At 61.0% G+C, this 25,060-nt stretch carries 24 protein-coding genes and 1 tRNA gene; 7 read left to right on the top strand and 18 right to left on the bottom strand.

Features of this window, described 5'->3' with window-relative positions; all coding sequences use genetic code 11:
• The 8 genes from fghA to MJ605_RS16085 form a co-directional block, all read right to left on the bottom strand.
• A complete protein-coding gene (gene fghA, locus MJ605_RS16120) occupies nt 1-831 on the bottom strand; it encodes an S-formylglutathione hydrolase (RefSeq protein ID WP_023464790.1) in 831 nt (276 codons plus the stop codon).
• Between the two features lie 58 nt (nt 832-889).
• The gene (locus MJ605_RS16115) at nt 890-2,224 is read right to left on the bottom strand and encodes a DUF3422 family protein (protein WP_023106334.1); all 1,335 of its coding nucleotides are present in this window, start codon (nt 2,222-2,224) and stop codon (nt 890-892) included.
• Nucleotides 2,225-2,406: 182 nt separating this feature from the next.
• Nucleotides 2,407-2,805: a VOC family protein gene (locus MJ605_RS16110; RefSeq protein WP_017514589.1), complete on the bottom strand. Its 399-nt coding sequence runs from the start codon at nt 2,803-2,805 to the stop codon at nt 2,407-2,409.
• A 43-nt stretch (nt 2,806-2,848) separates the two neighbouring features.
• Nucleotides 2,849-3,958 (bottom strand): S-(hydroxymethyl)glutathione dehydrogenase/class III alcohol dehydrogenase, encoded by a 1,110-nt coding sequence (locus MJ605_RS16105; RefSeq protein ID WP_007182549.1) that lies wholly within the window; start codon nt 3,956-3,958, stop codon nt 2,849-2,851.
• A gap of 59 nt (nt 3,959-4,017) precedes the next feature.
• Nucleotides 4,018-4,293 carry a formaldehyde-responsive transcriptional repressor FrmR gene (frmR, locus tag MJ605_RS16100; protein ID WP_007182548.1) on the bottom strand — a complete coding sequence of 92 codons (276 nt, stop codon included), beginning with the start codon at nt 4,291-4,293 and terminating at the stop codon, nt 4,018-4,020.
• A 282-nt stretch (nt 4,294-4,575) separates the two neighbouring features.
• Entirely contained in the window at nt 4,576-5,466 is an 891-nt protein-coding gene (locus tag MJ605_RS16095) for a carbon-nitrogen hydrolase family protein (protein WP_007182547.1), read from the bottom strand.
• Entirely contained in the window at nt 5,463-6,071 is a 609-nt protein-coding gene (locus tag MJ605_RS16090) for an N-acetyltransferase (RefSeq protein ID WP_043860152.1), read from the bottom strand. Before MJ605_RS16090 ends, MJ605_RS16095 begins: the two co-directional genes overlap by 4 nt.
• Before the next feature lies 1 nt (nt 6,072).
• Nucleotides 6,073-6,480 (bottom strand): ketosteroid isomerase-related protein, encoded by a 408-nt coding sequence (locus MJ605_RS16085; protein ID WP_017514126.1) that lies wholly within the window; start codon nt 6,478-6,480, stop codon nt 6,073-6,075.
• Between the two features lie 154 nt (nt 6,481-6,634).
• On the opposite strand from MJ605_RS16085, the gene MJ605_RS16080 reads away from it, so the two are divergent.
• On the top strand, nt 6,635-7,540 hold the full coding sequence (locus MJ605_RS16080) for a LysR family transcriptional regulator (RefSeq protein WP_023657201.1): 906 nt from the start codon (nt 6,635-6,637) through the stop codon (nt 7,538-7,540).
• A 151-nt stretch (nt 7,541-7,691) separates the two neighbouring features.
• On the opposite strand, the gene uvrB is transcribed toward MJ605_RS16080, so the two are convergent.
• Nucleotides 7,692-9,668: an excinuclease ABC subunit UvrB gene (uvrB, locus tag MJ605_RS16075; protein WP_023657200.1), complete on the bottom strand. Its 1,977-nt coding sequence runs from the start codon at nt 9,666-9,668 to the stop codon at nt 7,692-7,694.
• A 373-nt stretch (nt 9,669-10,041) separates the two neighbouring features.
• The gene (locus MJ605_RS16070; RefSeq protein WP_023835768.1) at nt 10,042-10,473 is read right to left on the bottom strand and encodes a DUF488 domain-containing protein; all 432 of its coding nucleotides are present in this window, start codon (nt 10,471-10,473) and stop codon (nt 10,042-10,044) included.
• 484 nt (nt 10,474-10,957) lie between these two features.
• Between MJ605_RS16070 and MJ605_RS16065 the strand changes: the two genes are divergently transcribed.
• The 3 genes from MJ605_RS16065 (at nt 10,958) to MJ605_RS16055 (ending at nt 14,954) form a co-directional block, all read left to right on the top strand.
• Nucleotides 10,958-11,605: a LysR family transcriptional regulator gene (locus tag MJ605_RS16065; RefSeq protein ID WP_243042548.1), complete on the top strand. Its 648-nt coding sequence runs from the start codon at nt 10,958-10,960 to the stop codon at nt 11,603-11,605.
• Between the two features lie 760 nt (nt 11,606-12,365).
• A complete protein-coding gene (locus MJ605_RS16060) occupies nt 12,366-13,580 on the top strand; it encodes a glutathione-independent formaldehyde dehydrogenase (RefSeq protein ID WP_023093406.1) in 1,215 nt (404 codons plus the stop codon).
• A 483-nt stretch (nt 13,581-14,063) separates the two neighbouring features.
• Complete coding sequence (locus tag MJ605_RS16055) at nt 14,064-14,954, top strand: LysR family transcriptional regulator (protein WP_023103878.1); 891 nt, start codon at nt 14,064-14,066, stop codon at nt 14,952-14,954.
• 22 nt (nt 14,955-14,976) lie between these two features.
• On the opposite strand, the gene MJ605_RS16050 is transcribed toward MJ605_RS16055, so the two are convergent.
• The gene (locus MJ605_RS16050; protein ID WP_009459591.1) at nt 14,977-15,270 is read right to left on the bottom strand and encodes a helix-turn-helix domain-containing protein; all 294 of its coding nucleotides are present in this window, start codon (nt 15,268-15,270) and stop codon (nt 14,977-14,979) included.
• On the opposite strand from MJ605_RS16050, the gene MJ605_RS16045 reads away from it, so the two are divergent.
• Both MJ605_RS16045 and MJ605_RS16040 read left to right on the top strand, forming a co-directional pair.
• The gene (locus tag MJ605_RS16045) at nt 15,228-16,043 is read left to right on the top strand and encodes a substrate-binding domain-containing protein (protein ID WP_017514781.1); all 816 of its coding nucleotides are present in this window, start codon (nt 15,228-15,230) and stop codon (nt 16,041-16,043) included. The two genes, MJ605_RS16050 and MJ605_RS16045, sit on opposite strands and share 43 nt — an antisense overlap.
• Before the next feature lie 118 nt (nt 16,044-16,161).
• On the top strand, nt 16,162-17,130 hold the full coding sequence (locus tag MJ605_RS16040) for a Dyp-type peroxidase (protein ID WP_020924940.1): 969 nt from the start codon (nt 16,162-16,164) through the stop codon (nt 17,128-17,130).
• 37 nt (nt 17,131-17,167) lie between these two features.
• Here MJ605_RS16040 and MJ605_RS16035 read toward each other — a convergent pair whose 3' ends face one another.
• From MJ605_RS16035 to MJ605_RS16015, 5 genes are all read right to left on the bottom strand, one after another.
• A complete protein-coding gene (locus MJ605_RS16035) occupies nt 17,168-19,111 on the bottom strand; it encodes a tyrosine-type recombinase/integrase (RefSeq protein ID WP_009876631.1) in 1,944 nt (647 codons plus the stop codon).
• A 226-nt stretch (nt 19,112-19,337) separates the two neighbouring features.
• Nucleotides 19,338-19,413 (bottom strand) — tRNA-Gly (locus tag MJ605_RS16030).
• Between the two features lie 60 nt (nt 19,414-19,473).
• Nucleotides 19,474-20,082, bottom strand: coding sequence for a CDP-diacylglycerol--glycerol-3-phosphate 3-phosphatidyltransferase (gene pgsA, locus MJ605_RS16025; protein ID WP_243042547.1), 609 nt, complete (start codon nt 20,080-20,082; stop codon nt 19,474-19,476).
• A 124-nt stretch (nt 20,083-20,206) separates the two neighbouring features.
• The gene (uvrC, locus tag MJ605_RS16020; RefSeq protein ID WP_243042546.1) at nt 20,207-22,033 is read right to left on the bottom strand and encodes an excinuclease ABC subunit UvrC; all 1,827 of its coding nucleotides are present in this window, start codon (nt 22,031-22,033) and stop codon (nt 20,207-20,209) included.
• Between the two features lie 9 nt (nt 22,034-22,042).
• Complete coding sequence (locus MJ605_RS16015; protein ID WP_243042545.1) at nt 22,043-22,528, bottom strand: low molecular weight protein-tyrosine-phosphatase; 486 nt, start codon at nt 22,526-22,528, stop codon at nt 22,043-22,045.
• A gap of 131 nt (nt 22,529-22,659) precedes the next feature.
• Between MJ605_RS16015 and MJ605_RS16010 the strand changes: the two genes are divergently transcribed.
• Entirely contained in the window at nt 22,660-22,818 is a 159-nt protein-coding gene (locus MJ605_RS16010) for a hypothetical protein (protein WP_243042544.1), read from the top strand.
• Between the two features lie 6 nt (nt 22,819-22,824).
• Here MJ605_RS16010 and kdsB read toward each other — a convergent pair whose 3' ends face one another.
• The gene (kdsB, locus tag MJ605_RS16005; protein WP_243042543.1) at nt 22,825-23,601 is read right to left on the bottom strand and encodes a 3-deoxy-manno-octulosonate cytidylyltransferase; all 777 of its coding nucleotides are present in this window, start codon (nt 23,599-23,601) and stop codon (nt 22,825-22,827) included.
• A gap of 142 nt (nt 23,602-23,743) precedes the next feature.
• Nucleotides 23,744-25,045, bottom strand: coding sequence for a 3-phosphoshikimate 1-carboxyvinyltransferase (gene aroA / locus MJ605_RS16000; protein ID WP_243042559.1), 1,302 nt, complete (start codon nt 25,043-25,045; stop codon nt 23,744-23,746).
• Nucleotides 25,046-25,060: the final 15 nt, after the last annotated feature.

Here is a 25,060-nt window from a genome sequence, read left to right as displayed (position 1 = left end):
TCAGCGTTTCAGCGCCGATGCGTGGTGTGCCATATGCTCGCCAATGAAACTGGCAATGAAGTAGTAGCTGTGGTCGTAGCCTGGGCGCAGATTCAACGTGAGCGGGTGCCCCGTCTCGTCGCAGGCCTTGCGCAGCAGATCGGGCTGAAGCTGACTCTCCAGGAACTCGTCGCCCAAACCCTGGTCCACCAGCAACGGCAAACGCTCCTGCACGGTGCGAATCAGCTCCACGGTGTCGTACTGCTTCCACGCCTCCCGGTCGCTGCCCAGGTACGCCTCGAAGGCCTTGTGTCCCCAGGGAACCTGGGTGGGGGCGACGATGGGCGAGAAGGCCGAGACGCTTCGATAACGGCCCGGGTTGCGCAGGGCGATGACCAGAGCACCGTGCCCCCCCATGGAATGGCCACTGATGCTCCGCTCCGCTGTCACGGGAAAGTGGGCCTCGATCAGCGCCGGTAGTTCCTGCACGACGTAGTCATACATCCGATGATTCGCAGCCCAGGGTTCCTGTGTTGCATTGACGTAGAAACCCGCCCCCTGTCCGAGGTCATAGGCGGGATCGTCGGCAACGCCTTCGCCGCGAGCGCTGCTATCGGGCGCGACGACGGCAATGCCATGCTCGGCGGCGTAGCGCTGGACGGCGGACTTGGTGATGAAGTTCTGCTCGGTGCAGGTTAGGCCTGAAAGCCAGTACAGCACCGGCACCTTGCCGTGTTGTGCCTGCGGAGGCAGATAGACGCCGACTTTCATCGTGCAACCGAGCGTCGTGGATTCATGCTGATAAACGTCCTGCCAACCATCAAAGCTGGCGTGATGTTCGATGCGTTCCATGTAGTTCTCCTATGTTCAAAGGAACGGCGCAGCTCTCGCGCGCCAGGACGGCAGCTCGTCAGGAAGATTTTTCTTCCGCTGCCGTGTCGCCGTGGGCGTGTCTGATCCTGCGCACGATCCACCAGATCGTCAGCATCACCGCAGGCACCAGAACCGCCATCACCGGCGCCACGCTGTCGTGAACCATCGGAATGCCCTTGAGCAAATAGCCGAGAAGACTCACGACGTAATAAGAAATTGCCGCGACCGACAGGCCTTCGACGGTTTGCTGAAGGCGCAATTGCATCTTGGCCCGGTTGTTCATCGACGCAAGCAGATCGCGGTTCTGGCGTTCAAGCTCGACGTCGATCCAGGAACGCAGCAACGCGATGGCCCGGGTCAGCTTGTCGGAGAGCTTGGTCTGGCGCTCCTTTACGGATTGGCATGTCCGCATGGCGGGAGCGATGCGACGCTGCAGGAAATCCGCCCAGGTGCAGTACCCGGATACGGCCTCTTCCGAAAGCGCTGCCAGCCTTTCCTCGACGATCTCGTAGTAGGCACGACTGGCGCCGAAGCGATAGAGATTCGCCGCAACGCCAGCTTCCAGTTCGGCAGCCAGGCCGGTCAATTCGGACAGCAGCACGTCGCTGTCGCGCCGTTCCACCAAGCTCGTACACATCTCGTCGGTGATCGCCGCAAGGCGCGACTCCATGCGCCGCAGCTCCGACGTCATCGACCGCGTCAACGGCAAGGACAGCAACGCCAAGGTACGGTAGGTCTCGATCTCCAGCAGACGTTGAGCCAGCGCACCCGCCCGCGCCGGGGTCAAATCGCGGGCAAGGACGAGGATCTGCGTCAGGCCATCCTCATCCTGTCGGAAGTCGGTGAGGATGGCGGCAGAGCCGTTCTCCACCAGCGAGTAGCACAGGCTGGCAGGATCGAAGCGATCGGCCTCCTTCTCCGTTTCCGGCGTCCATGGAAGAAGTCTCAAACGGATGCCGGATACGACCGGGCCGGGAGGAACAAATCCATGCTTGAACGGATTTTCGCCGCACGGCTCTCCCGTCTCGGAATCCAGCGAAGCGCACCAGAGATACGTTGAGAACTCGGTGTGCTTTTCACAGTGCAGGTCTCCCTCATCCCATGTCATGCCGTGAAGCGGCGTAGCGTGGTCGGGCTCGGCAACGCCGAAGCGATGAGACAACTCACTCATCGCCATCTGATCCCTGGCCTGATCGCCTTCGGTCATGAAAGCGAGCTGCAATATGCCGCGGGGGGCCTGAATCAACAGATGCGGGCGCGCATGCACTTCACCCACGGCCGCAGCACGATCGGCATAGGCCGGCATGCCGTACACGGTGGCGGTCGGGGCGGGTTGTACGGTCGTCGCATTGATGTTGGCCGGCTCTTGCATAACGACCTCATTTCTCATTGGTTGAAAAACACGCTTCAAAGCAAATGCCCGCAGCCATGCGTTTCGCACATGGCTGCGGGCCGATCTTCATGAGCAGGCACCGCTCTACACGGTCCGTCTAATAGGCTCGCCGTATAGAGGCTTGTGCTGGCCCTTTCAGAACGCCCTCAGCTTCCTTGCTTTCAGACGAAGGTGTACGAGCAGACCTTGTTGCCCGCCGGATCACGCAGGTAGGCCGCATAGGCACCCGGCAGGTGACCACGTGCGCCAGGCTGGCCCTCGTCGGTGCCGCCTGCGGCAAGGCCGGCAGCATGGAAGGCATCCACTTCGGCGGGAGTGGCGGCCGCAAAGCCGATCGTCACGCCGTTGCTGGAGGGCGCTTCACCATTGCCCGGACGGGCGATGATGAAAGCCGGCTTTTCGCGACCGAAAAGTACCCATCCGTTGTTGAAAGGACCGAGGTTCTTGATGCCAAGAGCACCCAGAGCGGCGTCGTAGAACGCGACCGACTTCTGAAGGTCGGCAGCGCCGATAAAAATGTGCGAAAAGATGCCATCGCCAGAAATGACAGGAGTGGACATGATTAATTTCCTTGGTGGTTGGTGTTGAATGGGTAGTGGGCGGTCAGTAGTGGATCACCGTGCGAATCGACTTGCCTTCATGCATCAGGTCGAAGGCCTTGTTGATGTCGTCGAGGCCCATGGTGTGGGTGACGAACGGGGCGAGATCGATCTCGCCTTTCATTGCGTCCTCCACCATGCCGGGAAGTTGAGTGCGGCCCTTGACCCCGCCGAAAGCCGAGCCCTTCCAGGTGCGACCGGTGATCAACTGGAACGGGCGCGTCGAAATTTCCTTGCCGGCACCGGCGACGCCGATGACGATCGACTGGCCCCAGCCACGATGTGCTGCTTCTAGTGCCGAGCGCATCACGTTGACGTTGCCGATGCACTCGAAGGTGTGATCGACACCCCAACCGGTCATCTCGATGAGAACCTCGTGAATCGGCTTGTCGAAGTCCTTCGGGTTGAGGCATTCGGTCGCGCCGAAGGTACGAGCCAGCTCGAACTTCGCTGGATTGGTGTCGATGGCGATGATGCGACCTGCCTTGGCCTGGCGTGCCCCCTGAATCGCAGCGAGCCCGATGCCGCCGAGGCCGAAGATGGCCACAGAGTCACCCGGCTGAACCTTGGCCGTGTTGTGAACAGCGCCGATGCCGGTGGTCACACCGCAACCCAGCAGGCAGACATGCTCGGGATTGGCGTCCGGGTTGATCTTGGCCAGCGAGACTTCGGCCACCACCGTGTATTCGCTGAAGGTCGAGCAGCCCATGTAGTGGTAGATCGGCTGGCCGTTGTAGCTGAAGCGGGTGGTGCCATCGGGCATCACGCCCTTGCCCTGGGTGGCGCGCACCGCGACACACAGGTTGGTCTTGCCGGACTTGCAGAACAGGCACTCGCCGCACTCGGCGGTATAGAGGGGAATGACGTGATCGCCAGGCTTCACGCTGGTCACACCTTCACCCACCTCCACGACGATACCCGCACCTTCATGACCCAGCACGACCGGGAAGAGACCTTCGGGGTCGTCGCCCGACAGGGTGAAGGCGTCGGTATGGCAAACGCCGGTGTTCGTGATCTTGATGAGCACCTCGCCCTTGCGCGGCGGCTCGACGTCGATCTCGACGATTTCCAGCGGCTTTCCTGGCCCGAAGGCAACTGCTGCACGTGATTTCATGATGTCGCTTCCTTTACTAGCTAACTAAATTTGCCCTCACCGAGGGCACCCTGGTGCCTCTACCGCAGATAGGAGCGGACGATAGAGATGGTCTCGTCAATGGACTTGTTCTGCGAATCGCTCCTGATTTCGCTACTGGGAAACTCTTCCCGCAGATAGCTCTCCAGAACGGTTGCCATCAATCCGTTGACTGCCCCACGAACGGCCGCAAGCTGCTGAAGAATTGCAGGGCATTCCGCACCTGCATCGAGCGCTTGCTCAAGAGTCGCTACCTGACCTTTGATGCGCCGGATGCGCGTCAGGGCTTGCTTCTTTTCTTCCGGGCTGTGTGGCATCGAACACCTCTCTACTTGGGTACACCGCCGCATTATACAATACTCCACCATAGTATATGCGGCCGAACTTCGCCACAAATTCTGTGCTCTTCGAGCACTATTACAGGCTAGTACAGATTTGTTCCCAAGAAGCGCAAAACATTCAAATCAATGAATATTTCTTGCATGTATCGACAGCATCGGGGCAAGTTCAAAACCGGTCAAACTGGAAAAATCTATGCGCAGATAGATATGGCCTATCTAAGCCAACTCATCGAGCTGAAGCTATCAAGATGAGACCGGCTAGGCGACCTGACGACCCGAGTACCGAGCCTTCCTCAGTGCAGGCAACATCTGGCCGTCCCAGTCACGATCGACCGCAACCTGGGCCTGTTCCTGGTTTCGTTCGAGGGCTTCAACGTCCAGATCAGCAATCGCCCATGTCTGCGTGCCGCAAGTCGTCGCGAGAATGCCATCCTCCGGGAATCCGCGATCCATGGGTGCATAGATCGTGGCCTCGCCAGTATTCGTGTCCAGCGCCGGGCTCCAGTCAGCAGCTCCGGTCGTCACGGCCTGCGCGATGAACATTCGGTTCTCCAGTGCCCGCGCCATGCAGCCCACACGGACCCGGGTTGCACCTGCTTGGGTGTCGGTACAGCTCGGGACCAGCAGCAGGCGCACTCCCGCCTCTCGCTGGGCTCGCACGGGCAATGGAAACTCACTGTCATAGCAAACAGCGATGCCGGCACGCACGCCTTTCAAATCGAACACCTTCAGTTCGTCGCCACCCTCGATGACGCCGGCGTCTTTCTCGAACCCCGTCAACTGCAATTTGTCTTGGTAGTCGCGTGTGCCGTCAGGCGCAAACCACCAAGCCCGGTTGCGGTAGCGGTCCAATCCAACCTGGGTCAAAAACGTACCGGCCTGAATGGTCATGCACAACTCGCGCGACAGGTCGGCATACAGTGCCAGCCACGCAGGCTGCAAGGCCTGCAGCGCGGCCAGAGAGGCGTTGAAATCATGGCGGATGCCAGGCTCGAACGTTGCAGCCAGTTCGAGGGATAGATACTCGGGCAACACGGCCAGTTCCGCCCCGCCACGGCGCGCCTCCTCCAGAACCAGCCGCTGCCGCGCAGCAAATGCCTCGAAGCCCGCGGGCTGACCCACTGAGTATTTCGCAACTGCTACTTTCATTTCGCGTTCTCCAGGGAGTGCAGCCACATCGTGAGCGTCTGCTCGGTTTCGCTCGGCTCACCCACCTGCTTCCAGGGCAGCGTAACCTTCATGTCCGACTGCCGCACGTAGCCGCGACGGGTCCAGAAGGGGTCATTACTGCGGTAGTTGGAAGGACGCCGGAGATCGTCGTCTGCACGATCCACCGACGCGAACGATGCCCACTGCATGCCGCCCAACGAACGGGCATGCGCTTCGCGCTCGTCAAAGAAGCGATGGCCCAGGCCAAGGCCCCGGAAGGCCGGGAGCAGGACTGATTCGCCACAGTAAAACACTGCCTCCACCGGGATTCCTCGATCGGCGAACGGCACATGGAAGGCCGGCTCCGCATCGCCGAGCGGCAACCCCGTGGACGCACCCACGACCACATCATCAGCGAGCGCGAGTACCAGCAGGCTGTCTGCCGAACGGGCGTACATGGAAAGGTAGTGCTTCTCGTATTCGATGTCGCCCTCGTACAGGTATGGAAAGCTGCGGAAGACCTTCGCCCGCAGATGTGCCACGGTGTCGAACCATTCGGCAATGTCCGGCCCACGACGAACCAGCACCTGCGCGTTGCTGGTCATTTCAGGCGTCCCCTCCGACCTGTGCGATCCAGTCGCCGAGGTTGTAGTAGTTGGTGACACGAGCGATCTTGCCATCGCGGATCTCGAAGAACGCGCCGCCCGGCAGCACGTAGCGCTGGCCCTGAGCTTCCGGCAGCCCGTCGTCCGTCACCTTGTATTCGCCGTGCACCACGTACTCCGCGCCTGCGCGCAGGCCGTCGGCGCTGACCATCACCACGATCCCGCGCAGTTGCTCGCCATAGCAGCGGTCCATGCGCTGCAGGAAGGCGCGGAAGGCTTCGCGACCGACCTCACGAGCGCCCTGGTTCAAGTCGTGCGCGACGTCATCGGTCAACATGGACAGCATGGCCTCGCGGTCGCCGCGGTTGAAGGCGTCGTAGTAGGCAGTGATGAGAGTCGCAGCGTTCATTCGCGTTCCTTGTTGTGTTGTTTGGAGCGGAGCATTCCGGGGTGTTGCCAGTCTGGGCAACCGCGCCTCCCTTGTATATGGAATTGTTGCGATTTTATAATTCCAAATTCTGGAACAATTAACGAGCAGCGAAACCGGCCATGAGGCGTGCGTCATGAACAAGGAAATGGAACTGCTGCGCATCTTCCGGGTGGCGGCCGAAAGCAGCAGCTTCCGCGATGCGGCCGTCCGGCTGGGAACTTCCCCGCAAGGCGTCACCCGCGCCGTCCAGCAACTGGAGCAACACTACGGCGAGGTGTTGTTTCATCGAAGCACGCGCCAGGTGCGCATCACCGCCTTCGGCGAAGGGCTGTTGGACCAGGTGCGCCCGGCATTGGAGCGGTTCGAGGATCTGTGGCGAACGCCTGGCTCCGACCAGCAGGCATCCCTCTCCGGTACGGTTCGCATCACCGCACCGCACAGCTTGGGCACCAGAGCGGTGCTGCCGGCACTGGAGCGCGTGGCTGCGCGTCATCCCGGCATCACGCTGGATGTGCGCCTGTCCGATCGCATCAGCAATACGGTTGACGAAGGGATTGACGTCGGGATCAGGGTCGGATTCATGCGCGATAGCCGCTTCGTCGCACGCAAGGCGGCCGACATGAGGCTCCCCATCGTTGCCGCCCCGCGCCTGATCAAGAAAGTGGGCGTACCTGAAAACATCGATGCGCTAAGCAGCCTGCCAGTTACCGTGGCCTTGGATATCAATACCGGCCGTCCCTGGCCTTGGCACTTCAAGGCGGGACGCCAGTGGACACCTACCGCACCCACTCTCGTCGCCGACAATGCCGACATGGAAATGGGAGCGGCGCTGGCCGGGATCGCGTTCGCGCAACTGGCGGACTACATGGCCGCCCCCTACATTGCCAGCGGGAAGCTCGTGCGAGTGCTGGAGAACGAAGAACCTCCGGCGTGGGGGTTGTACGTCTATCGGCCTCAGCGTGGCCCCATTCCGGGAAGGGTTCGAGCGGTATTTGATGAAATGCTAGTCGCCGTTGGATCGTTGCCAGCTTTGCGCTGACACGTCGCAAGAGGCTGTAGGGCACACGCCTTGGAAAGCGGGGCACTGAGCCTCGGCGGCTCACCCCCTCCGGTGGAATGATGAGCCGACCGTCTGCCCGCTTGCCCCAAATGCAGATCGGTCGGCCATGCAACCCAATGCCGGCGAACGATTAGATGTAAATGAATTGCCGGTACAACCCATCCAACTGACGACGAATGTCTTCGACGCGCTGCTCGTCACCGGTATCGGTAAATTCGAGTAGCTGCTGTTCCTTGGCAGTGATCTGATCGCAAAGGTCGGACAAGTTCTCGCAGAAAGCCTCGGAATGAACGGTGGGCTCCTCCGTATTCGTCTCTTCTCCTGCTAGTTTTCGCACAGACGAGGCTGGAGAAATCCCATTTTCCTCGTTAAAGGCAATTTGAAGCTGCCTGCGCCTATTGGTCTCATCGATCGCCTGTTTCATCGCCGGCGTCACCGCGTCGGCGTACAAGATCGCCTTACCGTTCTCATTCCGAGCGACTCGACCGATCATCTGAATGAGCGCATGGGCCGAACGCAAGAATCCTGCACGGTCTGCATCGAGAATGGCAACCAATGATGCCTCTGGAATATCCAGCCCTTCGCGCAAAAGACTAATCCCAATCAAAACATCGAACTCTCCTGCGCGCAGGCCATTGATGATCTCAACACGATCCTCCGCTTTTATGTCCGAATGCATGTAGCGCGCTCGAATCCCGTTGTCCGTCAAGAAATCCGTTAGCTCTTCTGCACTGACCTTCGTCAGCGTAGTCACAAGCACTCGATTCTTTCTCTTCACGCACTTCGATATTTCGGCAAGCAGGTCATCTATGTATCCGTCCGCTTTCCGCACTTCAACCTTGGGGTCAAGCAGTCCCGTTGGCCTGATGACCTGTTCGACAACCCTGCCTTTCGACACCCTCAGCTCGTATTCGCCCGGAGTAGCGGAAACAAAGACGGTCTGAGGCTTAACCTTCTCGAACTCGTCAAAGTTCAATGGCCGGTTGTTCTTCGATGAAGGCAAACGGAACCCGTAATCGATCAGCGTGTCCTTGCGCGCCTGATCCCCCCGGTACATTGCGGATATCTGTGGCACCATGACATGGGATTCATCGACGAACAGCAGCCCGTCTTTCGGCAAATAATCCAGCAACGTGATCGGAGGAGAAGCTGCGTCTCGGTCGCTGAAATAGCAGGAGTAATTCTCCATCCCCGAGCAATAGCCGACCTCGCGCATCATTTCCACGTCATGCGTGATCCGCTCGTACAGCCTGTTTGCCTCGACCAAGCGATTATTCCTGTTCAGCTCGTCAACCCGCTCTTCCATATCAGCGAGTATCTTTTTGGATGCGGAATCTATTTTATTCGTGGGCGGGGCAAAAAGCGTTTTTGGCGAAACCAAATAATGGTCTATCTCTCCCAACGTCTTGCCGGTAACAGGGTCCATCCATTGGACAGACGCAACAGTGTCATCCAACAGCTCCACCCGAACCGCCCTGTGCTCGGAATCAGCGGGGAAAATATCAATCACATCGCCTTGGACGCGGAACGTTGCGCGCTTGAGGGTGCGCTCAGTGCGATCATATTGCAGCAAAGCCAAGCGACGAATTAGCTCTCTCTGGTTTAGTTTGACCCCAGGGGACAGAGCGATCTGTAGCGCTCGGTACGCATCTGGATCACCCAGGCCGTAGATTGAGGACACCGAAGCGACGACGATCACGTCACGACGTTCAATCAAGGATTTGGTCGTGGACAGACGCAGGCGCTCAAGGTGGTCATTGATGGCCGAGTCCTTTGGAATGAAACGATCGGTGCCCGGCATATAGATTTCGGGCTGAAAATAATCGTAGTAGGAAACGAAGTACTCGACCGCGTTCTCAGGAAAGAAGTGCTTCATTTCACCATAAAGCTGCGCGGTCAACGTCTTGTTAGGAGCCAAGATCAACGTAGGCCGCTTCAGACGATGAATCACATTGGCCATGGTGAAGGTCTTACCTGAGCCGGTGATACCTTTCAGCGTCTGGTGCGTCGCACCTTCTTCTATGTCCGACAGCAGGCGCGCTATCGCCTCTGGCTGGTCCCCCGCCGGCGTATAGTTGGAGTGCAGAATAAACATACCGGTTGACATTAGATATCTCCTAATTGAGCTACTTCAATTTGTCCTGATGTATCGGCTATTTCAGAAGACCTATAGCAGTACCAAACTGGGGTGTAAATGACGGCGATCCTGCCGCGCCCCACCTGGGCGTAGGCGTCGCCAACATGATAGCCCAACACATGGGCGGGCTTCCCAGTACATATCGGCCAAGCACCACGACGCCAGCCAGCGGCCCGTCTCCAATGCACCTGAAGCACTTGCCTTGTTGAGCACCGACATCGAGCTGTGACGGGCGAGCTTGCTCTGTAGGCCAAATGTGTGGCGCTGGCTCCCGTCGATACGTGCCTTTGTCGCTCTCAGCCCTCAAGACGAGGTGCTGGGGGCGCGGAGCTACGTCGCCCCTCTAAAGATGCACGATCTCAACATTCGGCCATTTGCCTGCAAGGTACTCGGCCACTAGCCTCCGATGGCAGTGATGGGGCTTGTCTTCGCTGCAAAGCAGGCAACTGTTATCAATCTTTTCTTTATCGATTGACTCAATCTTTCGGGACGACATTAAATCCAGAAATTTACTGGCGTAGATATCCCAATCTCCCCCTTTTATTTTATATTCCTCGAACATGTCTTTGGTTGGAGCAAGTGCTGGTAGATGTTCATATTCCATCCCACACAACGCCTCGGAAAAATATCGAAGATCCTCGCGTTTAGCGAATCCGGCCAATTGCGAAACATTATTCAGGCGAACATCGACAAGGCGCTTGGCACCAGAAGCACTTAACTTGGTGAAGAAGGACCGCGCGGAGGTCTTAGTGAATCCAATCGTGAATATCTTCATCTGCCTTATTCCCCTCGTTCCTTCATCCATAAATGGCTGTTATTGAGCTACCGCCAGGCATGCCCGTCAATCGCAGCTAAGGAAACGCTGGGGGCATGGTGTACTAGCTGCGCCACAACGGCCATGGCAGGCTCCATTCTCTCGCCGCTTCAACGGCCACGACCCGAACAGCTCAAGAGCTTAGCACCGCCTTTTGCGGTTGCGTGCCTCACCACTCACGCTTACTCCCTTCCAGAACGCGCCAACTGCTAAGCTACATGAGGACGACTCGCCCACAGCGCAAAGCACCTGTGTTCGCGCTATTGGCTGTCCCGTGCGTTGTGGTGCTGACCGTCGATGACGAGTCGAACCTACTGTATGGACACTGCGCGCGGCAGCCTTTCATGCGTGCCAGCTACGTGCCCAAGGTTGGACGCGGATCGAAGCGTGCGCAGGGTTTTTCGTGAAAGTATAAAATCCAATCAACTTTATCAGAAGAAAATATATGATCGTAAGAAACTTTGAATACTTGCTTGCTTTGCACCGTGAAGGCCATTTTGGCAACGCGGCCAAAAGCTGCAATGTTTCTCAGCCGACACTCTCCGCGGGCATTAAGCAATTGGAGGAAGACATGGGTGTCGAGATCGTGCGTCATGGCCGACGCTATGACGGCCTCACTTCTGAAGGGATGCGCGTACTGTCTTGGGCTCAGCAGATGTATGACGTCTGCAAAGGGCTGGAGCGAGAACTCTCCGCACTACGGCGAGGTATAGAGGGGCAATTCCGGCTAGGGATACTCCCAGGAACTGCCGGTGTAGCGCCCACATTAAGCATCGCCCTTGCTGAAAAAACACCCTTACTTCAACAATCAGTTCTGGTTTCCGGCGCTTCTTCCCTGCTACAGGCGATTCGAGAAAACAATTTGGATATCGCACTCATGCATTTGGAGGATATCCCAGGGGAAGACTTCGATACTCACCTTCTGTACCGTGAACGCATTTTCCTTTTTCACGCCGCGAGAACACAGCAACCCCGAAGCACAACGTGGGACCATGTTCTCAATAGACAACTCTGCGTGCTGAACTCGGCAGTACCTGAACCCATTCAAGATAGGCTGATGCAATGTACCGCGCAGACTATTCGCACTGATTGAATTGACGTGCTATCGGCACACGTGGCGACAGGAAAATATTCGGCAGTTCTTCCGCAATCTCTCGCCGGCCAACTCGCGCACATTCCAAATCTCCACGCAATCGCAATCAATGGACCAATGTCGCACTCAAATGTCGGATTCGTTGCTGGGAAAAATGCGTTCGAGGCACCGTCATCGCGTGCATTGCTCGAAATGGTGCACACCCCCGAACTCGCCGCCACTCTTCAATCCGTTATATCGATCCATCGTCGGTTCCAGCCCAAAGCAGACTCATCTCAAAGCCCCCTGAAATAGCGAGTCTTGAAGAGCAACTCTGTATTGCTTCAACCAGGCGAAGATTGCAGGCATGCCGTGTGCGCCGCTAACAGGCGCCACGTGCTGAGCAACCCATCGAAGGCCACTAGGTCCAGGGGCAACTCGGGGGGCAGGAGTACCTGCTGCATGCGGCCTCCTCATGTCTCGCTGGGTCGAGCTGACTGTTCCTAGATCAAGCTAGGAGGCGCGATGTAGCGATGATCGTTGCCCTCTCCCGGCTAGGAGACGAGCACGGCTCGACGATCCCGCGTAGATAGATCGTGCCTATCTGCACATAGATTATTCCAGTTTGACCACTTCTGAGCTTGATCCGATGCTGTCAAGACCGCAGAAGGAGACGCGACCAACGGCTAGGCAATACCACGATCGTTCTTCTTGACAGCGGTAAATTTCGTTTCCCACTTCGATTTAGAAGATGGAAACATTAACGCACAGAGGTGACGAAATGACTCCGACCGGTAACCGAATCGTGACTTTCGAGAAGCCCTTGGAAATGAAGGTCAACACCTTCAAATTTCCAGAGCTGATAACCCCTCAAGGGAAAAGCGCACCCCATGGCGCTATCCTCAAAATAGTTACCACAAATATCTGTGGCAGCGACCTTCACATTTATCGCGGTTCGTTTGCTGTTCCCAAGGGAATGACCATGGGCCATGAAATGACCGGCGAAGTGATCGAAGTGGGATCAGACGTCGAAGTCGTGAAGAAGGGCGACATCGTTTCCGTTCCCTTCAATGTGGGGTGTGGGCGTTGCTACAACTGCAAGCATATGCGCTCCGATGTATGCGAGAACACCAACCCCGAAATCGACTGCGGAGCCTACGGGTTCAACCTCGGTGGCTGGACGGGGGGGCAAGGTGATTATCTCTTCGTACCGTATGCGGATTTCAATCTCCTTCGCTTCCCTGACAAGGATGCCGCCATGGAAAAAATCCGCGACCTGACCCTTCTCTCTGACGTATTACCCACAGCTTTCCATGGGTTCGCTGGCCCAGACTGGCCAGCCGCGCCGGCCTACGTCGTCGGCGAAAACATCCTGATCTTCGGTGCCGGGCCGGTCGGCAGAGCGGGTGCCGCCTGCGCCAGACTTCTGGGTGCAGGCGCCATCATCGTTGCCGATTACATTCAAGAGCGGCTGGACCTTCTCAAGCCACACGGCGTGGAAACCATCAACCTTTCCGACGGCGTGCCGATCGAGGAGCATCTCGAACGCATTACCGGGCACAGGGAGGTGGATCGCGTCATCGACTATGTTGGTGTGGACTGCCGCGGGTTTGGCGCGGAGGCTGACAAGATCGTGGAGAGCGCTGTTACCAACGCAATGCTCAAATATGTCCGCTTCGGCGGAATGACCAGTACGGTCGGTGTGTACTGCGCAAACCCGATCTCGAAAGACCCGAAAGCCAAGAAAGGCCATATGGATCTGGAATGGTCCAACGCCTGGATCAAGTCGCCGCGAATGTCGGCTGGTCAATCTCCGACGGCCAACTACAACCACGCGTTAATGCGGGCGATACTGAACGATCGCATGCCTTACCTTTCGCCGATGATGAACACTAAGTTCATCAAGCTCGAAGACGCGCCCGCCGCGTACAAAGAGTTCGACGCGGGTTCTGCATACAAGTACGTCATCGACCCGCATGGTTCAGTGCGGCATTAAGCATCCGGCGCGGGCTAAGCATCAGGATGTCTCACACTTTCTGGTGAGAGGCATTCTGGTCCCGCCAGTCTCCGGGCAGCAACTGGAGCCGGCGAATATTTTCGCCGGCATTTGCCGTCTGCCCCAGGGTACTTGCCTTGGCTCGGACCAGGAGCAGAGCCTCAGCAATCCGCAGGTGATGATCAACCGCAAGCGTGTTCAAGCGCTTGGTTCGCAATCGGCCAAGGGTCAGACGGGGACGATGCACGGCATCCATTGACGTGCGTGGCTGGAGATAGCCTTCGTCTGATCCTTATCACCCCACGGACTTGACAGGCTCGCCTGGTGTTGTGCCTGCCTCGGGCCATCGCACGGTCAACCCAGCCCTGGCTCATTCAGCCAGAAGTTTCCAATGATGTGGCCGAACTCGCCGCCGCCAGAATGGCAGTCACTTCTATAGGGAGATAGCACAGTGTTGGATAAGTCGGAACGGGAGGGTGGCCTATGGAGCTGCGCCATCTTCGCTGCTTCGTAGTTCTTGCTGAGGAGCTACATTTCACGCGGGCGGCTGAGCGCCTGCATATCGAACAACCACCGCTATCACGAGCCATCAAGGAACTTGAGGACGAGTTGGGCGTAGTGCTCTTCGACCGAAACCGACGAGGAACAGTTCTAACGGCGGCGGGCGCGGTCTTCTTGCAAGATGTTCGCCGTCTATTCACAGTGCTGGAACAGGCTCGTGAAAATGCCAAGGCTGTGGCATCGGGCTTGCGCGGTAGCCTGCGCATCGCTGTATCAGATGGGGCTATCGATCCACGGCTGTCGGCATTTCTGGCTCGTTGCCGCGCCGAGGAGCCGGAGATCGAAATACGCTTGTCAGAAGTGCCTCTGGCAGAGCAAGTGCGTGGCTTGCGTTCGGGCGACTTCATGATCGGGTTCGCGCACACGGGCGATGTCGGCGACGGTATCGCTGCCGAACCAATCTGGCACGACCCGCTGGTGATTGCGGTGCCAGCTCGTCACTCATTGCTCACCTACAAGGAGGTGCCACTTCAAGAACTTCAAGGCCATCCACTTGTCCTGTGCGACCCGCAGGTATGCGAGGGCTATTGCCGCGAACTCAAGCGGCTGCTCAACACGTTGGAGCACAAGCTGAATGTTGTCGAGGAAGTGTCCTCGCTGGACATGATGCTCACGTTGGTCGGCGCCGGCTACGGCATCGGCTTCATGACGGCGACCAAGATTCCCATCTCCCAACGGCCGGATGTGGTGATCCGCCCCTTGGCGATGGATTCTGCCGTGATCACCACCTACCTGCTTCGGCCCGACGGCGGCAATTTATCGGCTTCGGTGGAGCGATTTATCGTTCGCCTTCGCGACTCTTCGGACGGTTGACGGAGCCTGGCAGGCTAGACACTCAGGGATCAGTGTCGGCACGCAGATTGCGTTCGGTCGCCGTCATCAGGTCAGCCGCGCTTATTCCAAGTGCCGTAGAAATTTTCAGTATGAGCGGAAGCGTGGGCACGTGCTCACCACGCTCGATCTTACCCATGTGAGAACGCGAAATGCTTGCCCGAGATGCGAACTCGTCTTGCGCGACTCCTTGAGCGACGCGCGCAGCGCGCACGGCCTGTCCGAAGGCTAACGCCGACTCGGATTCATACGTCGATGTGCCAGAAGGACGGCCTGGCTGAATTGTTGATTTCTGCATTAGCAGAAGCGTCAAACAATCTGCCACAATTAACCACGTTAAAGATAACGACGTTAAACTTCACTCTTTCCTGCAACGCTGGTTTGCCTTTCTGGACAGATCGCTTATTGGGGGCCCTCATGCATGACGCCACCAGCCAGTTTTCCCATTTCAGGCTTGCTATCGCGCCCGGAGTGCCATCCTCTTGCCTCACAACGCTTCTTGCCCTACAGCGCGCGGAGGAACCAGAAGTCACCATCACGTTCTTTGAGACCTCAGCCGATGATCTGTTGACGGGCCTTGAGGAAGGCCGCTACGACGCTGGAATGACGCTTCGGAACGCTGGTGCTCCGGCCGTGAAAAGCCAACCGCTCTGGGTGGAGAACGTGGCTGTTGCAGTGCCGCTGGGGTCCCCCTTAGTTGCCCAGGCGAAGATCACGCTTGCCGAGCTTCTGGACTATCCGGTGTTTCGCTGGCCGGCGGAGGCTTGCCTACTGCTGGATCAGCGACTGTCCTTTCTTCCGTTGAGCCAGCAGAGCATTCAGCACGTGACTTCGTTCGAGATGATGGCGCTTTGGGTGACCGCTGGCTACGGAGTGGGGCTCTCCGCGCAATCGCGCATTGAGCGTGCCCATGCGTGGGGGATCACTATGCGACCGCTTTCAGACGGCCCCTACGAGATCGTGACATATCTGCAGCGGCCCCACGGACGAGCCAATGTTGTTTCTGAGCGGTTCGAGCACAGGGCAATGTTGGTTGCCAGGGACAGGGCGGCTTGCTCGAATACCCCATAGCCCGCTCTCGCCGAGGCTGCGTGCGGGTAATTGCAGCGGCACGCGCCTGTTAGCGCGCCAGTGATAGCGCTTCCATCTCTGGCAATATGATGAATTAACATGGTCTTTGGAGGCACGAATGGTTGGAAGTGGTTGGGATCGAGTACCAATTGACTCGCAAAGCATCGATGCGCCGCTGTCGCGCGCGGCGGTGTTTCTCACGTTGACAGTCGCCGAGGGCCACGAGGCCCTTCAGGCGGTCGCCGGCGTCTTGGACGGGCTGGACGACCTGATCAAAACGGTGGGCTTCCGCGATCTCAACGGCCGGCTGTCGTGCATCACTGCACTGGGATCGGCGCTATGGGACCGTTTCCAGACCGGGAAGCGCCCGAAGGAACTACGGCCCTTCGTGCCCATCGAGGGTGCCAAGCACACCGCGCCTGCCACGCCCGGCGACCTGTTCTTTCACATCCGTGCCGAACGCGAGGACCTCTGTTTTGAATTCGAGCGCCTGCTGCTGGACCAACTGGGCAGCAGCGTGACGGTGGCCGACGAGGTGGTCGGTTTTCGCTACTTCGACTCCCGCGACCTGCTTGGCTTTGTCGATGGCACGGCCAACCCGACCGGGCACGACATCGGCGCCTCGACGCTGGTCGGCAGTGAAGATCAGGCGTTCGCCGGCGGCAGCTACTTGGTGGTGCAGAAGTATCTGCACCAAATGCAGCCGTGGGCTCGGCTCGCCAAGGACGAGCAAGAGCGGATCATCGGCCGGGAGATCGTCAGCAATGTCGAATTGCCCGACGCGACGAGCGGCCAGAAATCGCACAAGACCCTCGCCACGATCGTGGACGACGACGGCACCGAGCACGACATCCTGCGCGACAACATGCCCTTCGGCCGCCCCGGCCAGGGCGAATATGGCACCTACTTCATCGGCTACTCCAGGCATCTGTGGGTGACGCAGAAGATGCTGGAGCGCATGTTCCTCGGCGATCCGCCAGGCATGCACGACCGCCTGCTCGATTTCTCGACGGCGCACACCGGCGCCGTGTTCTTCGCTCCCGCACCGCGCACGCTGAGCGAACTCGTGGAGGCGGTGCAAGCGTAATGCAGGGGCCGCAAGGCCCCTGCAAGGTTTGAGAGCCCTATGCTCCGTCTAGAACTACTGCGCTATCCACCAGCCGACGAACGCTTTGCCGCACATCCTCGGGGATGGGGTACGGGGCAATGGCCTCGGGCATATCCGCATAGTGCTGGTAGTCGCCCATGATGACCTGGATGATCGCCGGCACGTTGGTCGGCGTGACCGCATCAATGGCCGCGCGGTCCCCCAGGTCAGGGTGCGGCTGGGTCAGCATGCGGTACAGATCCCACGAATCCGCGTGCGGGCACTGGTTCATGAGCACCTGGGCCAGCTTGTGCTTGAGCGGCACCAGTTGCCAATCGGGAACACGCTGCCCCCGATTGCCCAAACTGATGGACAGCAACTTGCCCGCTTTCAGTTCGCGGTTGATCTGGTCCTTGGACTTTCCGGCCAGCTTGCCGAACAGCGGGACCGGCAAGCTGCTTGGAGACTCGTAGATGGTCAGCATTTCCTCGCGCTCGCGCTGGATCGCGGACACTTCCGGCTCTGGGGCATGCGTCGGAGGCGGCGGTACCTGAGACAGCCGCTGGAACGTGATGCCGCCGTTGCTCGGGGTTACGACAATAGGCGTGGCCACGACGGGCGGGACGCCGGGAGGAGTGGGCTCGGCCATCGCGAGGGTCGCATCCACCGCTTCCTCCACTTCTGCCATCGCCGGCACCCCGTCGATACGGATGGTCAGATGCGCGCTCGCGGCTTCCACTTCGCCCTGTTCGAGCAGGTCGAGCCGATCGGCCCAGTCCTGCATCATCCGACGGCGCGGCTCAACGTACTTGGCGTGGTTGTAGGACGAACTCACCTTGTTGGGGTCGGAATGGGAAAGCTGCGCGTCCACCCAAATCTTCGGGTAGCCAATCTCGTTGAGCGCCGTCGAGATAGTGCCGCGGATGCCGTGGCCGGTCAGGCGCCCCTCATAGCCCATGAGCTGCACGGCCTTGTTGAGGGTGTTCTCGCTGATGCGCTTCTTGAGTTCGCTGCGGTGTGACAGCAAGTACTTCTGCGCCGGCCGCATCACCCCCAGGAGATAGCGCACGATCTCGATGGCCTGCAGGGATAGCGGCACGATATAGGGGGGCACATCCTGCGGCCGCTTCCCTGCCTTGCGCATTTCATCCTGGAGCTGCTTGACGATCTGCGGTGGGATGATCCACAAGCCCCTGTCGAGGTCGAACTGTTCGGGTTCGGCCAATCGCAGTTCGCCGGTGCGCACCCCGGTCAGGAACAGCAGCCGGACGCCAAGCTGGGTCTGCCAGCCACGGGGGTTGTAGAGCCGGAGCTTCTGGAGGAACTCGGGCATCTCGGGCAGGTGCAGGTAGGGATTGTGGGCTACGGGGGGCTTGGGCTCTGCCACCACGTCCAGGTCGGCGGCCGGGTTGACTTCCAACCCCTCGGCAATGACCAGGGCATAGCGGAACAACTGGTTGAACCAGGTGCGGACCTTCTCGGCGGTGGTGAACGCCTTGCGTTTCTCGATCGCCGCCAAGACGCCCAGGAGTTGGGGGCGGCGAATGTCGTAGATCGACATTCTTCCCAGGGTGGGCAACACGTCCTTGTTGAAGATGCGCAGGATCTGCGACAGCGTGCTTTGACGGCCTTCCTTGAGTTCCTTGCGGCGATGCTCGACCCAGGCATCGAAGACGGTCTTGAAGGTGTATTCGCCCGCCAGCTTGGCCGCGTGCCGTTTCTGGTCGCGCTCGACCTGAGGATCGATCCCCCTGGCGAGCAGGGCCTGGGCCTTGTCTCGCTCGATCCGGGCCTCGCGCAGGCTGAGAGCAGGATAGCCGCCCAGGCACAGGCGCTTTTGCTTGCCCAGCCAGTAGTAGCGGAATTGCCATGACTTGCCGCCTGCGGCTGAGACCATCAGGCCCAGGCAGTCGTTGTCGGAGAGGGTGTAGCGTTTTCCGGTGGTCTTCGCCTGCCGGACGGTCAGATCAGAGAGCGCCATTTCGAGACTCCTAAGTAATGACTTAGGCCCTATGCTCGTCATGGTCCCCGCTCAGCCCCAGCAACTATCCGGTAGCCGACCCACCCGTATTCTTGTGCCTTATTTGGTCACTCAAAAACGGTAGCTGTGGGTGGATTTCCGTGGCACTCGCTGGAATGAAAAAAGGAGCCGAAGCTCCTTTTTTCAATGACCTACAGACCCCAGTAGAAGTCTGTGGATCAAAATTTGGAGCGGGAAACGAGACTCGAACTCGCGACCCCGACCTTGGCAAGGTCGTGCTCTACCAACTGAGCTATTCCCGCATCGGAGTCGCGCATTTTAATGGCTAAACGCCGGCCGTCAAGCACCTGTCATAAGCCGGTTCAGCCTTCGTCGCGGGGAGGAATGCGTCCCGCGCCGTCACCCTTCAGGCTGGGCCAGGCGGCGCGCAGGTAGTACAGGCCCGACCAGATGGTGAGGATGCCGGCGATGACCAGCAGCGCCTCGCCGATGTGGTACAGGCGCAGTGCCTCGGCGCTTTTCTCGTGCTGCACGATCAGCACCACCAGCGCCACCATCTGCATCGCCGTCTTGAGCTTGCCGATGAAGGCCACCTTGACCGTGGCGCGCATGCCAATCTCGGCCATCCATTCGCGCAGCGCCGAGACGCTGATCTCGCGCCCCACGATGATCGCCGCGGTCACCGCCATCACGATGCCCGGCCAGCCACCGCGATGCGATTCCACCAGCAGGAACAGCGTTACCGCGACCATCAGCTTGTCCGCCACCGGGTCGAGGAAGGCGCCGAAGGCGGAGGTCATGTTGAGGCGGCGGGCGAGGTAGCCATCCAGCCAGTCGGTGATCGCGGCCAGCAGGAACACGATGGCTGCCGTGATGTTGTGTCCCGGGAATTGCCAGTAGAACACCACCACCATCACCGGCAACAACAGCACGCGGAACAGGGTGAGCCAGGTGGGCAGGTTGATGTGCATGGATCCTTTCCGGTTGATGCCTTCAGCGGGCGGCGTCTTGCCATGTCGTTCCGGCGCCCGTCATTCCCGCGCAGCCCGAAAAGGGTGCGATACCCGGAACGACGGGACAGGACCAGCCATCGGCCTAGCCATGGAGCACAGCATAAATGCGTTCGGCCAGGCCGCGATCAATGCCTTTCACCTGGGTCAATTCTTCCACGCCGGCGGCCTCCACGCCCGCCAGTCCGCCGAAAGCCCTGAGCAGGGCCGTGCGGCGGCGCGCGCCGATGCCAGGCACGTCCTCCAGCACACTGCGTTCGCGCGCCTTCTCGCGACGCTTGCGATGGCCGCTGATGGCGAAGCGGTGCGCCTCGTCGCGCACGGCCGCCACCAGGTGCAGCGCCGGCGAGGACGGGCCGGGATGCAGTTCCCGCCCCGAATCGGCCAGCACCAGGGTTTCCTCGCCGGCCCGGCGGCCCGGTCCCTTGGCCACGCCCACCACGTGGATGCCGGTGACGCCCAGTTCCTTGAGCACGTCCAGCGCCTGCGCCACCTGGCCGCCGCCGCCATCGATCAGCAACACGTCGGGACGGGCGCCCTCGCCCTCCGCCACCTTGCGGAAGCGGCGCACCAGCGCCTGGTGCATGGCGGCATAGTCGTCGCCCGGCGTGATGCCGCTGATATTGAAGCGCCGGTAGTGCGACTTCTCCGCTCCTTCCGGACCGAATACCACACAGGAGGCCACGGTCAGCTCGCCCTGCGTATGGCTGATGTCGAAGCACTCGATGCGGCGCGGCGGCTCCTCCAGTGCCAGCAATTTCTGCAGGTCGTCGAAGCGCGCGCCCAGGGTCTGCCGACTGGCCAGCCGGGCGGTGAGCGAGGCCTGCGCATTGCGCTCGGCCATCTGCAGGAATCGCGCGCGTTCGCCGCGCACGCTGGACTTCAGCTCCACCGCATGGCCGGACTGCTGGCTCAGCATCTCGCCCAGGATCCGCTGGTCCGGCAAGGTCTCGCCCAGGATCAGTTCGCGCGGCACAGGGCGATCCAGATAGTACTGCGCGATGAACTGCTCCAGCACGTCCGCCGGTTCCGCGTCCAACGGCAGGCGCGGGAAGAAGTCGCGCGTGCCCAGGCTGATGCCGTTGCGGAAGAACAGCACGCTCACGCACGCCATGGCCGCCTCGATACGGCAGGCCAGCACGTCCATGTCGGCGCTGGCACCCTGCACGTGGTGCTCAGCCTGCAGCTTGCGCAGCGCCGCCACCTGGTCGCGAAAGGCGGCCGCGCGCTCGAACTCCAGCGCCTTGCTGGCCTGCTCCATCTGTTCGGCCAGTTCATCGATCACCGCGCGGCTGCGGCCTTCGAGGAACATCTCGGCGTGCCGCACGTCGTTGCGATAGTCGTCCACCGTGACCAGCTTCACGCACGGGGCGGTGCAACGGCCGATCTGGTGTTGCAGGCAGGGACGCGAGCGGTTCCTGAAATAGCTGTCCTCGCACTGGCGCACCTTGAACAGCTTCTGCATCAGGTTGAGGCTCTCGCGCACCGCAAACGCGCTCGGGTACGGCCCGAAATAGCGGCCCGGCAGGTTGCGTGCGCCGCGATGGAAGGCCAACCGCGGGTAATCCTCGCCTCCGGACAGGTAGATGTACGGATAGCTCTTGTCGTCGCGCAGCAGGATGTTGTAGCGCGGCTTGAGCGACTTGATCAGCTGCGATTCCAGCAGCAGCGCCTCGCCCTCGGTGCGCGTCACCGTGATCTCGGCGCGCGCGATCTGCGACACCATCGCCGCGATGCGCGGCTCCATGCGCGGCTTGAGGAAATAGCTGCCGACGCGCTTCTTCAGGTTGCCGGCCTTGCCCACGTACAGCAGGTCGCCGTCTTCGTCGAAATAACGGTAGACGCCGGGCGAGGTGGTGAGGGTCTTGACGAAGGCCTTGCCGTCGAAGGCTTGCGGCATAGTGGACTGCATCGCGGGATTCTAGCCGTTCCAGCCGCCGCGCAGGCGCGCCACCAGGCCCTCTACCGCCCGCTCGGCCAAGGCCACGGACCGGCGGAAACCGTCGGCGTCGCCATGGTAGGGGTCGGGAAACGCATGGGGCGCATCGACGCCCGCCCAGGACAGGAACAGCTCGACCGGCGCGCCGCGTCCACGCCGCATCGTAAGCAGCGCGTCAAGGTTGTCCTCGTCCATCGCCAGCACCTGGTCGAAACGATCGAAGTCGCCCGCATGGACCTGGCGCGCCCGATGCGAAGACAAGTCGTAGCCCGCCGCGGCGGCCGCCTTCACCATGCGCGCATCCGCCCCCTTGCCCACATGCCAGTGGCCCGTGCCACAGGACGCCAGCGCCACATCCAGGCCCGCCGCAGCGCAGTGCTGGCGCGCCACGGCTTCCACCAGCGGCGAACGGCAAATATTGCCCAGGCAGACGAACAGTATGGATGTGGGTCGGTCAGCGGAAGCCATCGAAAGGATCCTGGGGACTGAGACTGAAAGGCCAGGCTTGGTCATATGGGCGGGTACGCCCATCCACAAGCGCAAGACAGGCGTTGCGGCTCAATGCACACCGCTGCGACCATGGCGGCAAAGGAGTATGCATGGGCTGCCTGCCACTACCGATACTTTTCGTGCTTGGCTTCCTGATTGGCCGTGCCGTGGGCGGTGTCGATGGCGCCCTATGGGGTGCGGGCATCGGGCTGGCCACCGGCATCCTGCTGGGCGGCGCATTCATCGCTCTGGTGAGACGCCGCCGCTGAGAGTGGTCAGCCTTCTTGCGCCAGCCAGCGCTCGGCACGCGCCAGGTCGGCCTCGGTATCGATGCCGGGCGGAAACGGCTCCGGCGTCAGGCGCACCGCGATGGCATGGCCGTGTTCCATCACGCGCAGTTGCTCCAGCGACTCGGCCTGCTCCAGCGGCGTGCGCGACAACGCCGTATAGCGCTTCAGGAAACCCGCGCGATAGGCATAGATGCCGATGTGCCGGAGGAAAGGCATACCGTCCGGCAGCGTGTCGCGCCGGACAGCGAAGGCGTCGCGCGCCCATGGCAACGGCGCGCGGCTGAAGTAGAGCGCGCGTCCCTGAATGGTGCGTACCAGCTTCACCACGTTGGGATCGAACAACTCGTGCGCCTCGGTGATCGGCGTGGCCAGGGTGGCGACGGGGGCGTCGTCATCGCGCAGCGCGCAGGCCACCTCGCGGATGCCGGCGGCGGGCGCGAACGGTTCGTCGCCCTGCAGATTCACCACGATGGCGTCGTCGTCCCAACCATAGTGCAGCGCGCATTCGGCCAGGCGATCGCTGCCGGAGGCGTGGTCGCTGCGCGTCATGCACACCTCCACACCCTGCCCGGCCAGCGCCTCGGCGATGCGCGTGTCATCCACCGCCACCACCACCTGCGCCGCCCCGGCCAGTAAGGCGCGCTGGGCCACGCGCACCACCATCGGCACGCCGCCGATCTTGCGCAGGGGCTTGGCCGACAGGCGCGTGGAGCCGTAGCGGGCGGGAATGGCGACGATGAAGGGCGGCGTATCGATGGGCATGGCAACCTCGAAGCGAGGCGCCAAGCCTAACCGCAAACGGCTTTTTGTAGGAGCGCACCCTGTGCGTGACAAACCGGCGAAGCGTAGCTCGCGTCCTGGCGCTGCGGTCGCGCACAGGGTGCGCTCCCACGGATTCGCGATTTCAAGCGAGCCGGAAACCGCAGCCGTTGGCCAACGCCGTGAAACCGGGGAACGAAGTCGCCACGTTGGCGCAATCGTCGATGCGCACCGGCCCGGTGGCGACCAGCCCGGCCACCGCGAAGCTCATCGCGATGCGATGGTCGCCATGGCTGTCGGTCGCCCCGCCGCCGATGACGCCGCCCTCGATGGCGGCGCCGTCCGGCGTCTCCCCGATGGCCACGCCGAGCGCGCGCAGCCCGGCCGCCATGGTGGCGATGCGGTCCGACTCCTTGACCCGCAATTCCGCCGCGCCGCGCACCACGGTGCGCCCCTGGGCAACGGACGCCGCAACGAACAGCGCCGGGAACTCGTCGATCATGTCCGGCACCAGCGCCTCGGGCAACTCGATGCCATGCAGCGGCGCGTGGCGCACTACCAGGTCGCCCACCGGCTCGCCGCCGCTGCTGCGCTCGTTCTCGACGCGGATGTCGGCCCCCATCAGGCGCAGGGCCTTCAGCAGGCCGGTACGGCGGGGATTGAGCCCCACCGACGGCAGGCGCAGCGTCGAGCCCGGCACGATGCTGGCGGCGACAAGGAAGAACGCGGCCGAGGAAAAATCCGCCGGTACGTCGACCTCCGTGGCGTGCAGGGCGTGGCCGCCACTGAGGCGCGCACGGCCGGGTTCGAACGTGATCGGCCAGCCGAAGGCGGCCAGCATGCGCTCGGTATAGTCACGGGTGGGGTGCGGCTCGATCACCTCGGTCTCGCCCCGCGCATACAGGCCGGCCAGCAGCAAGGCGGACTTTACCTGGGCGCTGGCCACCGGCAAGGTGTAGGAGATGCCGCGCAACGGCTGGCCGCCATGCACACGCAATGGCGGCAGGCCATCCTGGGTATCGATCCTTGCGCCCATCCGCGCCAGCGGCTCGGTGACGCGGCGCATCGGACGGCGCGACAGCGATTCGTCGCCGACCAGGGTGCTGTCGAAGGCCTGCCCGGCCAACAGGCCGGCCAGCAGGCGCATGCCGGTGCCGGCGTTGCCACAATCGAGCGGTTGCGCGGTGCCGCGCAGGCCATGCAGGCCCACGCCGTGCACCACGCGCTCGCCCTCGGCCGGCGCTTCGATGCGTACGCCGAGCCGCTGCAGCACCGCGGCGGTGGCGCGGGTGTCCTCGCCCTCGAGAAAACCGTGGATATGCGAAGTGCCATCCGCCAGCGCGCCCAGCATCAGCGCACGGTGCGAGACGGATTTGTCGCCCGGCACGCGCACGCTGCCATGCAGCGCGCCGCCGGGTTGGCTGGTCCAATCGAGTCGGGTCACGATAAGTCTCCGGCGGCC

This window comes from Dyella sedimenti, from assembly GCF_022760995.1.
GTDB classification, from domain to species: Bacteria; Pseudomonadota; Gammaproteobacteria; order Xanthomonadales; family Rhodanobacteraceae; genus Dyella; species Dyella sedimenti.
This window is presented reverse-complemented; position numbering and strand designations above follow the sequence as displayed.

What these genes read in the sequence shown, in the direction of transcription:
- fghA (WP_023464790.1), bottom strand. Translation starts at nt 831, where the DNA reads ATGGAACGCATCGAACATCACGCCAGCTTTGATGGTTGGCAGGACGTT.
- MJ605_RS16115 (WP_023106334.1), bottom strand. Translation starts at nt 2,224, where the DNA reads ATGCAAGAGCCGGCCAACATCAATGCGACGACCGTACAACCCGCCCCG.
- MJ605_RS16110 (WP_017514589.1), bottom strand. Translation starts at nt 2,805, where the DNA reads ATGTCCACTCCTGTCATTTCTGGCGATGGCATCTTTTCGCACATTTTT.
- MJ605_RS16105 (WP_007182549.1), bottom strand. Translation starts at nt 3,958, where the DNA reads ATGAAATCACGTGCAGCAGTTGCCTTCGGGCCAGGAAAGCCGCTGGAA.
- frmR (WP_007182548.1), bottom strand. Translation starts at nt 4,293, where the DNA reads ATGCCACACAGCCCGGAAGAAAAGAAGCAAGCCCTGACGCGCATCCGG.
- MJ605_RS16095 (WP_007182547.1), bottom strand. Translation starts at nt 5,466, where the DNA reads ATGAAAGTAGCAGTTGCGAAATACTCAGTGGGTCAGCCCGCGGGCTTC.
- MJ605_RS16090 (WP_043860152.1), bottom strand. Translation starts at nt 6,071, where the DNA reads ATGACCAGCAACGCGCAGGTGCTGGTTCGTCGTGGGCCGGACATTGCC.
- MJ605_RS16085 (WP_017514126.1), bottom strand. Translation starts at nt 6,480, where the DNA reads ATGAACGCTGCGACTCTCATCACTGCCTACTACGACGCCTTCAACCGC.
- MJ605_RS16080 (WP_023657201.1), top strand. Translation starts at nt 6,635, where the DNA reads ATGAACAAGGAAATGGAACTGCTGCGCATCTTCCGGGTGGCGGCCGAA.
- uvrB (WP_023657200.1), bottom strand. Translation starts at nt 9,668, where the DNA reads ATGTCAACCGGTATGTTTATTCTGCACTCCAACTATACGCCGGCGGGG.
- MJ605_RS16070 (WP_023835768.1), bottom strand. Translation starts at nt 10,473, where the DNA reads ATGAAGATATTCACGATTGGATTCACTAAGACCTCCGCGCGGTCCTTC.
- MJ605_RS16065 (WP_243042548.1), top strand. Translation starts at nt 10,958, where the DNA reads ATGATCGTAAGAAACTTTGAATACTTGCTTGCTTTGCACCGTGAAGGC.
- MJ605_RS16060 (WP_023093406.1), top strand. Translation starts at nt 12,366, where the DNA reads ATGACTCCGACCGGTAACCGAATCGTGACTTTCGAGAAGCCCTTGGAA.
- MJ605_RS16055 (WP_023103878.1), top strand. Translation starts at nt 14,064, where the DNA reads ATGGAGCTGCGCCATCTTCGCTGCTTCGTAGTTCTTGCTGAGGAGCTA.
- MJ605_RS16045 (WP_017514781.1), top strand. Translation starts at nt 15,228, where the DNA reads ATGTGCCAGAAGGACGGCCTGGCTGAATTGTTGATTTCTGCATTAGCA.
- MJ605_RS16050 (WP_009459591.1), bottom strand. Translation starts at nt 15,270, where the DNA reads ATGCAGAAATCAACAATTCAGCCAGGCCGTCCTTCTGGCACATCGACG.
- MJ605_RS16040 (WP_020924940.1), top strand. Translation starts at nt 16,162, where the DNA reads ATGGTTGGAAGTGGTTGGGATCGAGTACCAATTGACTCGCAAAGCATC.
- MJ605_RS16035 (WP_009876631.1), bottom strand. Translation starts at nt 19,111, where the DNA reads ATGGCGCTCTCTGATCTGACCGTCCGGCAGGCGAAGACCACCGGAAAA.
- pgsA (WP_243042547.1), bottom strand. Translation starts at nt 20,082, where the DNA reads ATGCACATCAACCTGCCCACCTGGCTCACCCTGTTCCGCGTGCTGTTG.
- uvrC (WP_243042546.1), bottom strand. Translation starts at nt 22,033, where the DNA reads ATGCAGTCCACTATGCCGCAAGCCTTCGACGGCAAGGCCTTCGTCAAG.
- MJ605_RS16015 (WP_243042545.1), bottom strand. Translation starts at nt 22,528, where the DNA reads ATGGCTTCCGCTGACCGACCCACATCCATACTGTTCGTCTGCCTGGGC.
- MJ605_RS16010 (WP_243042544.1), top strand. Translation starts at nt 22,660, where the DNA reads ATGGGCTGCCTGCCACTACCGATACTTTTCGTGCTTGGCTTCCTGATT.
- kdsB (WP_243042543.1), bottom strand. Translation starts at nt 23,601, where the DNA reads ATGCCCATCGATACGCCGCCCTTCATCGTCGCCATTCCCGCCCGCTAC.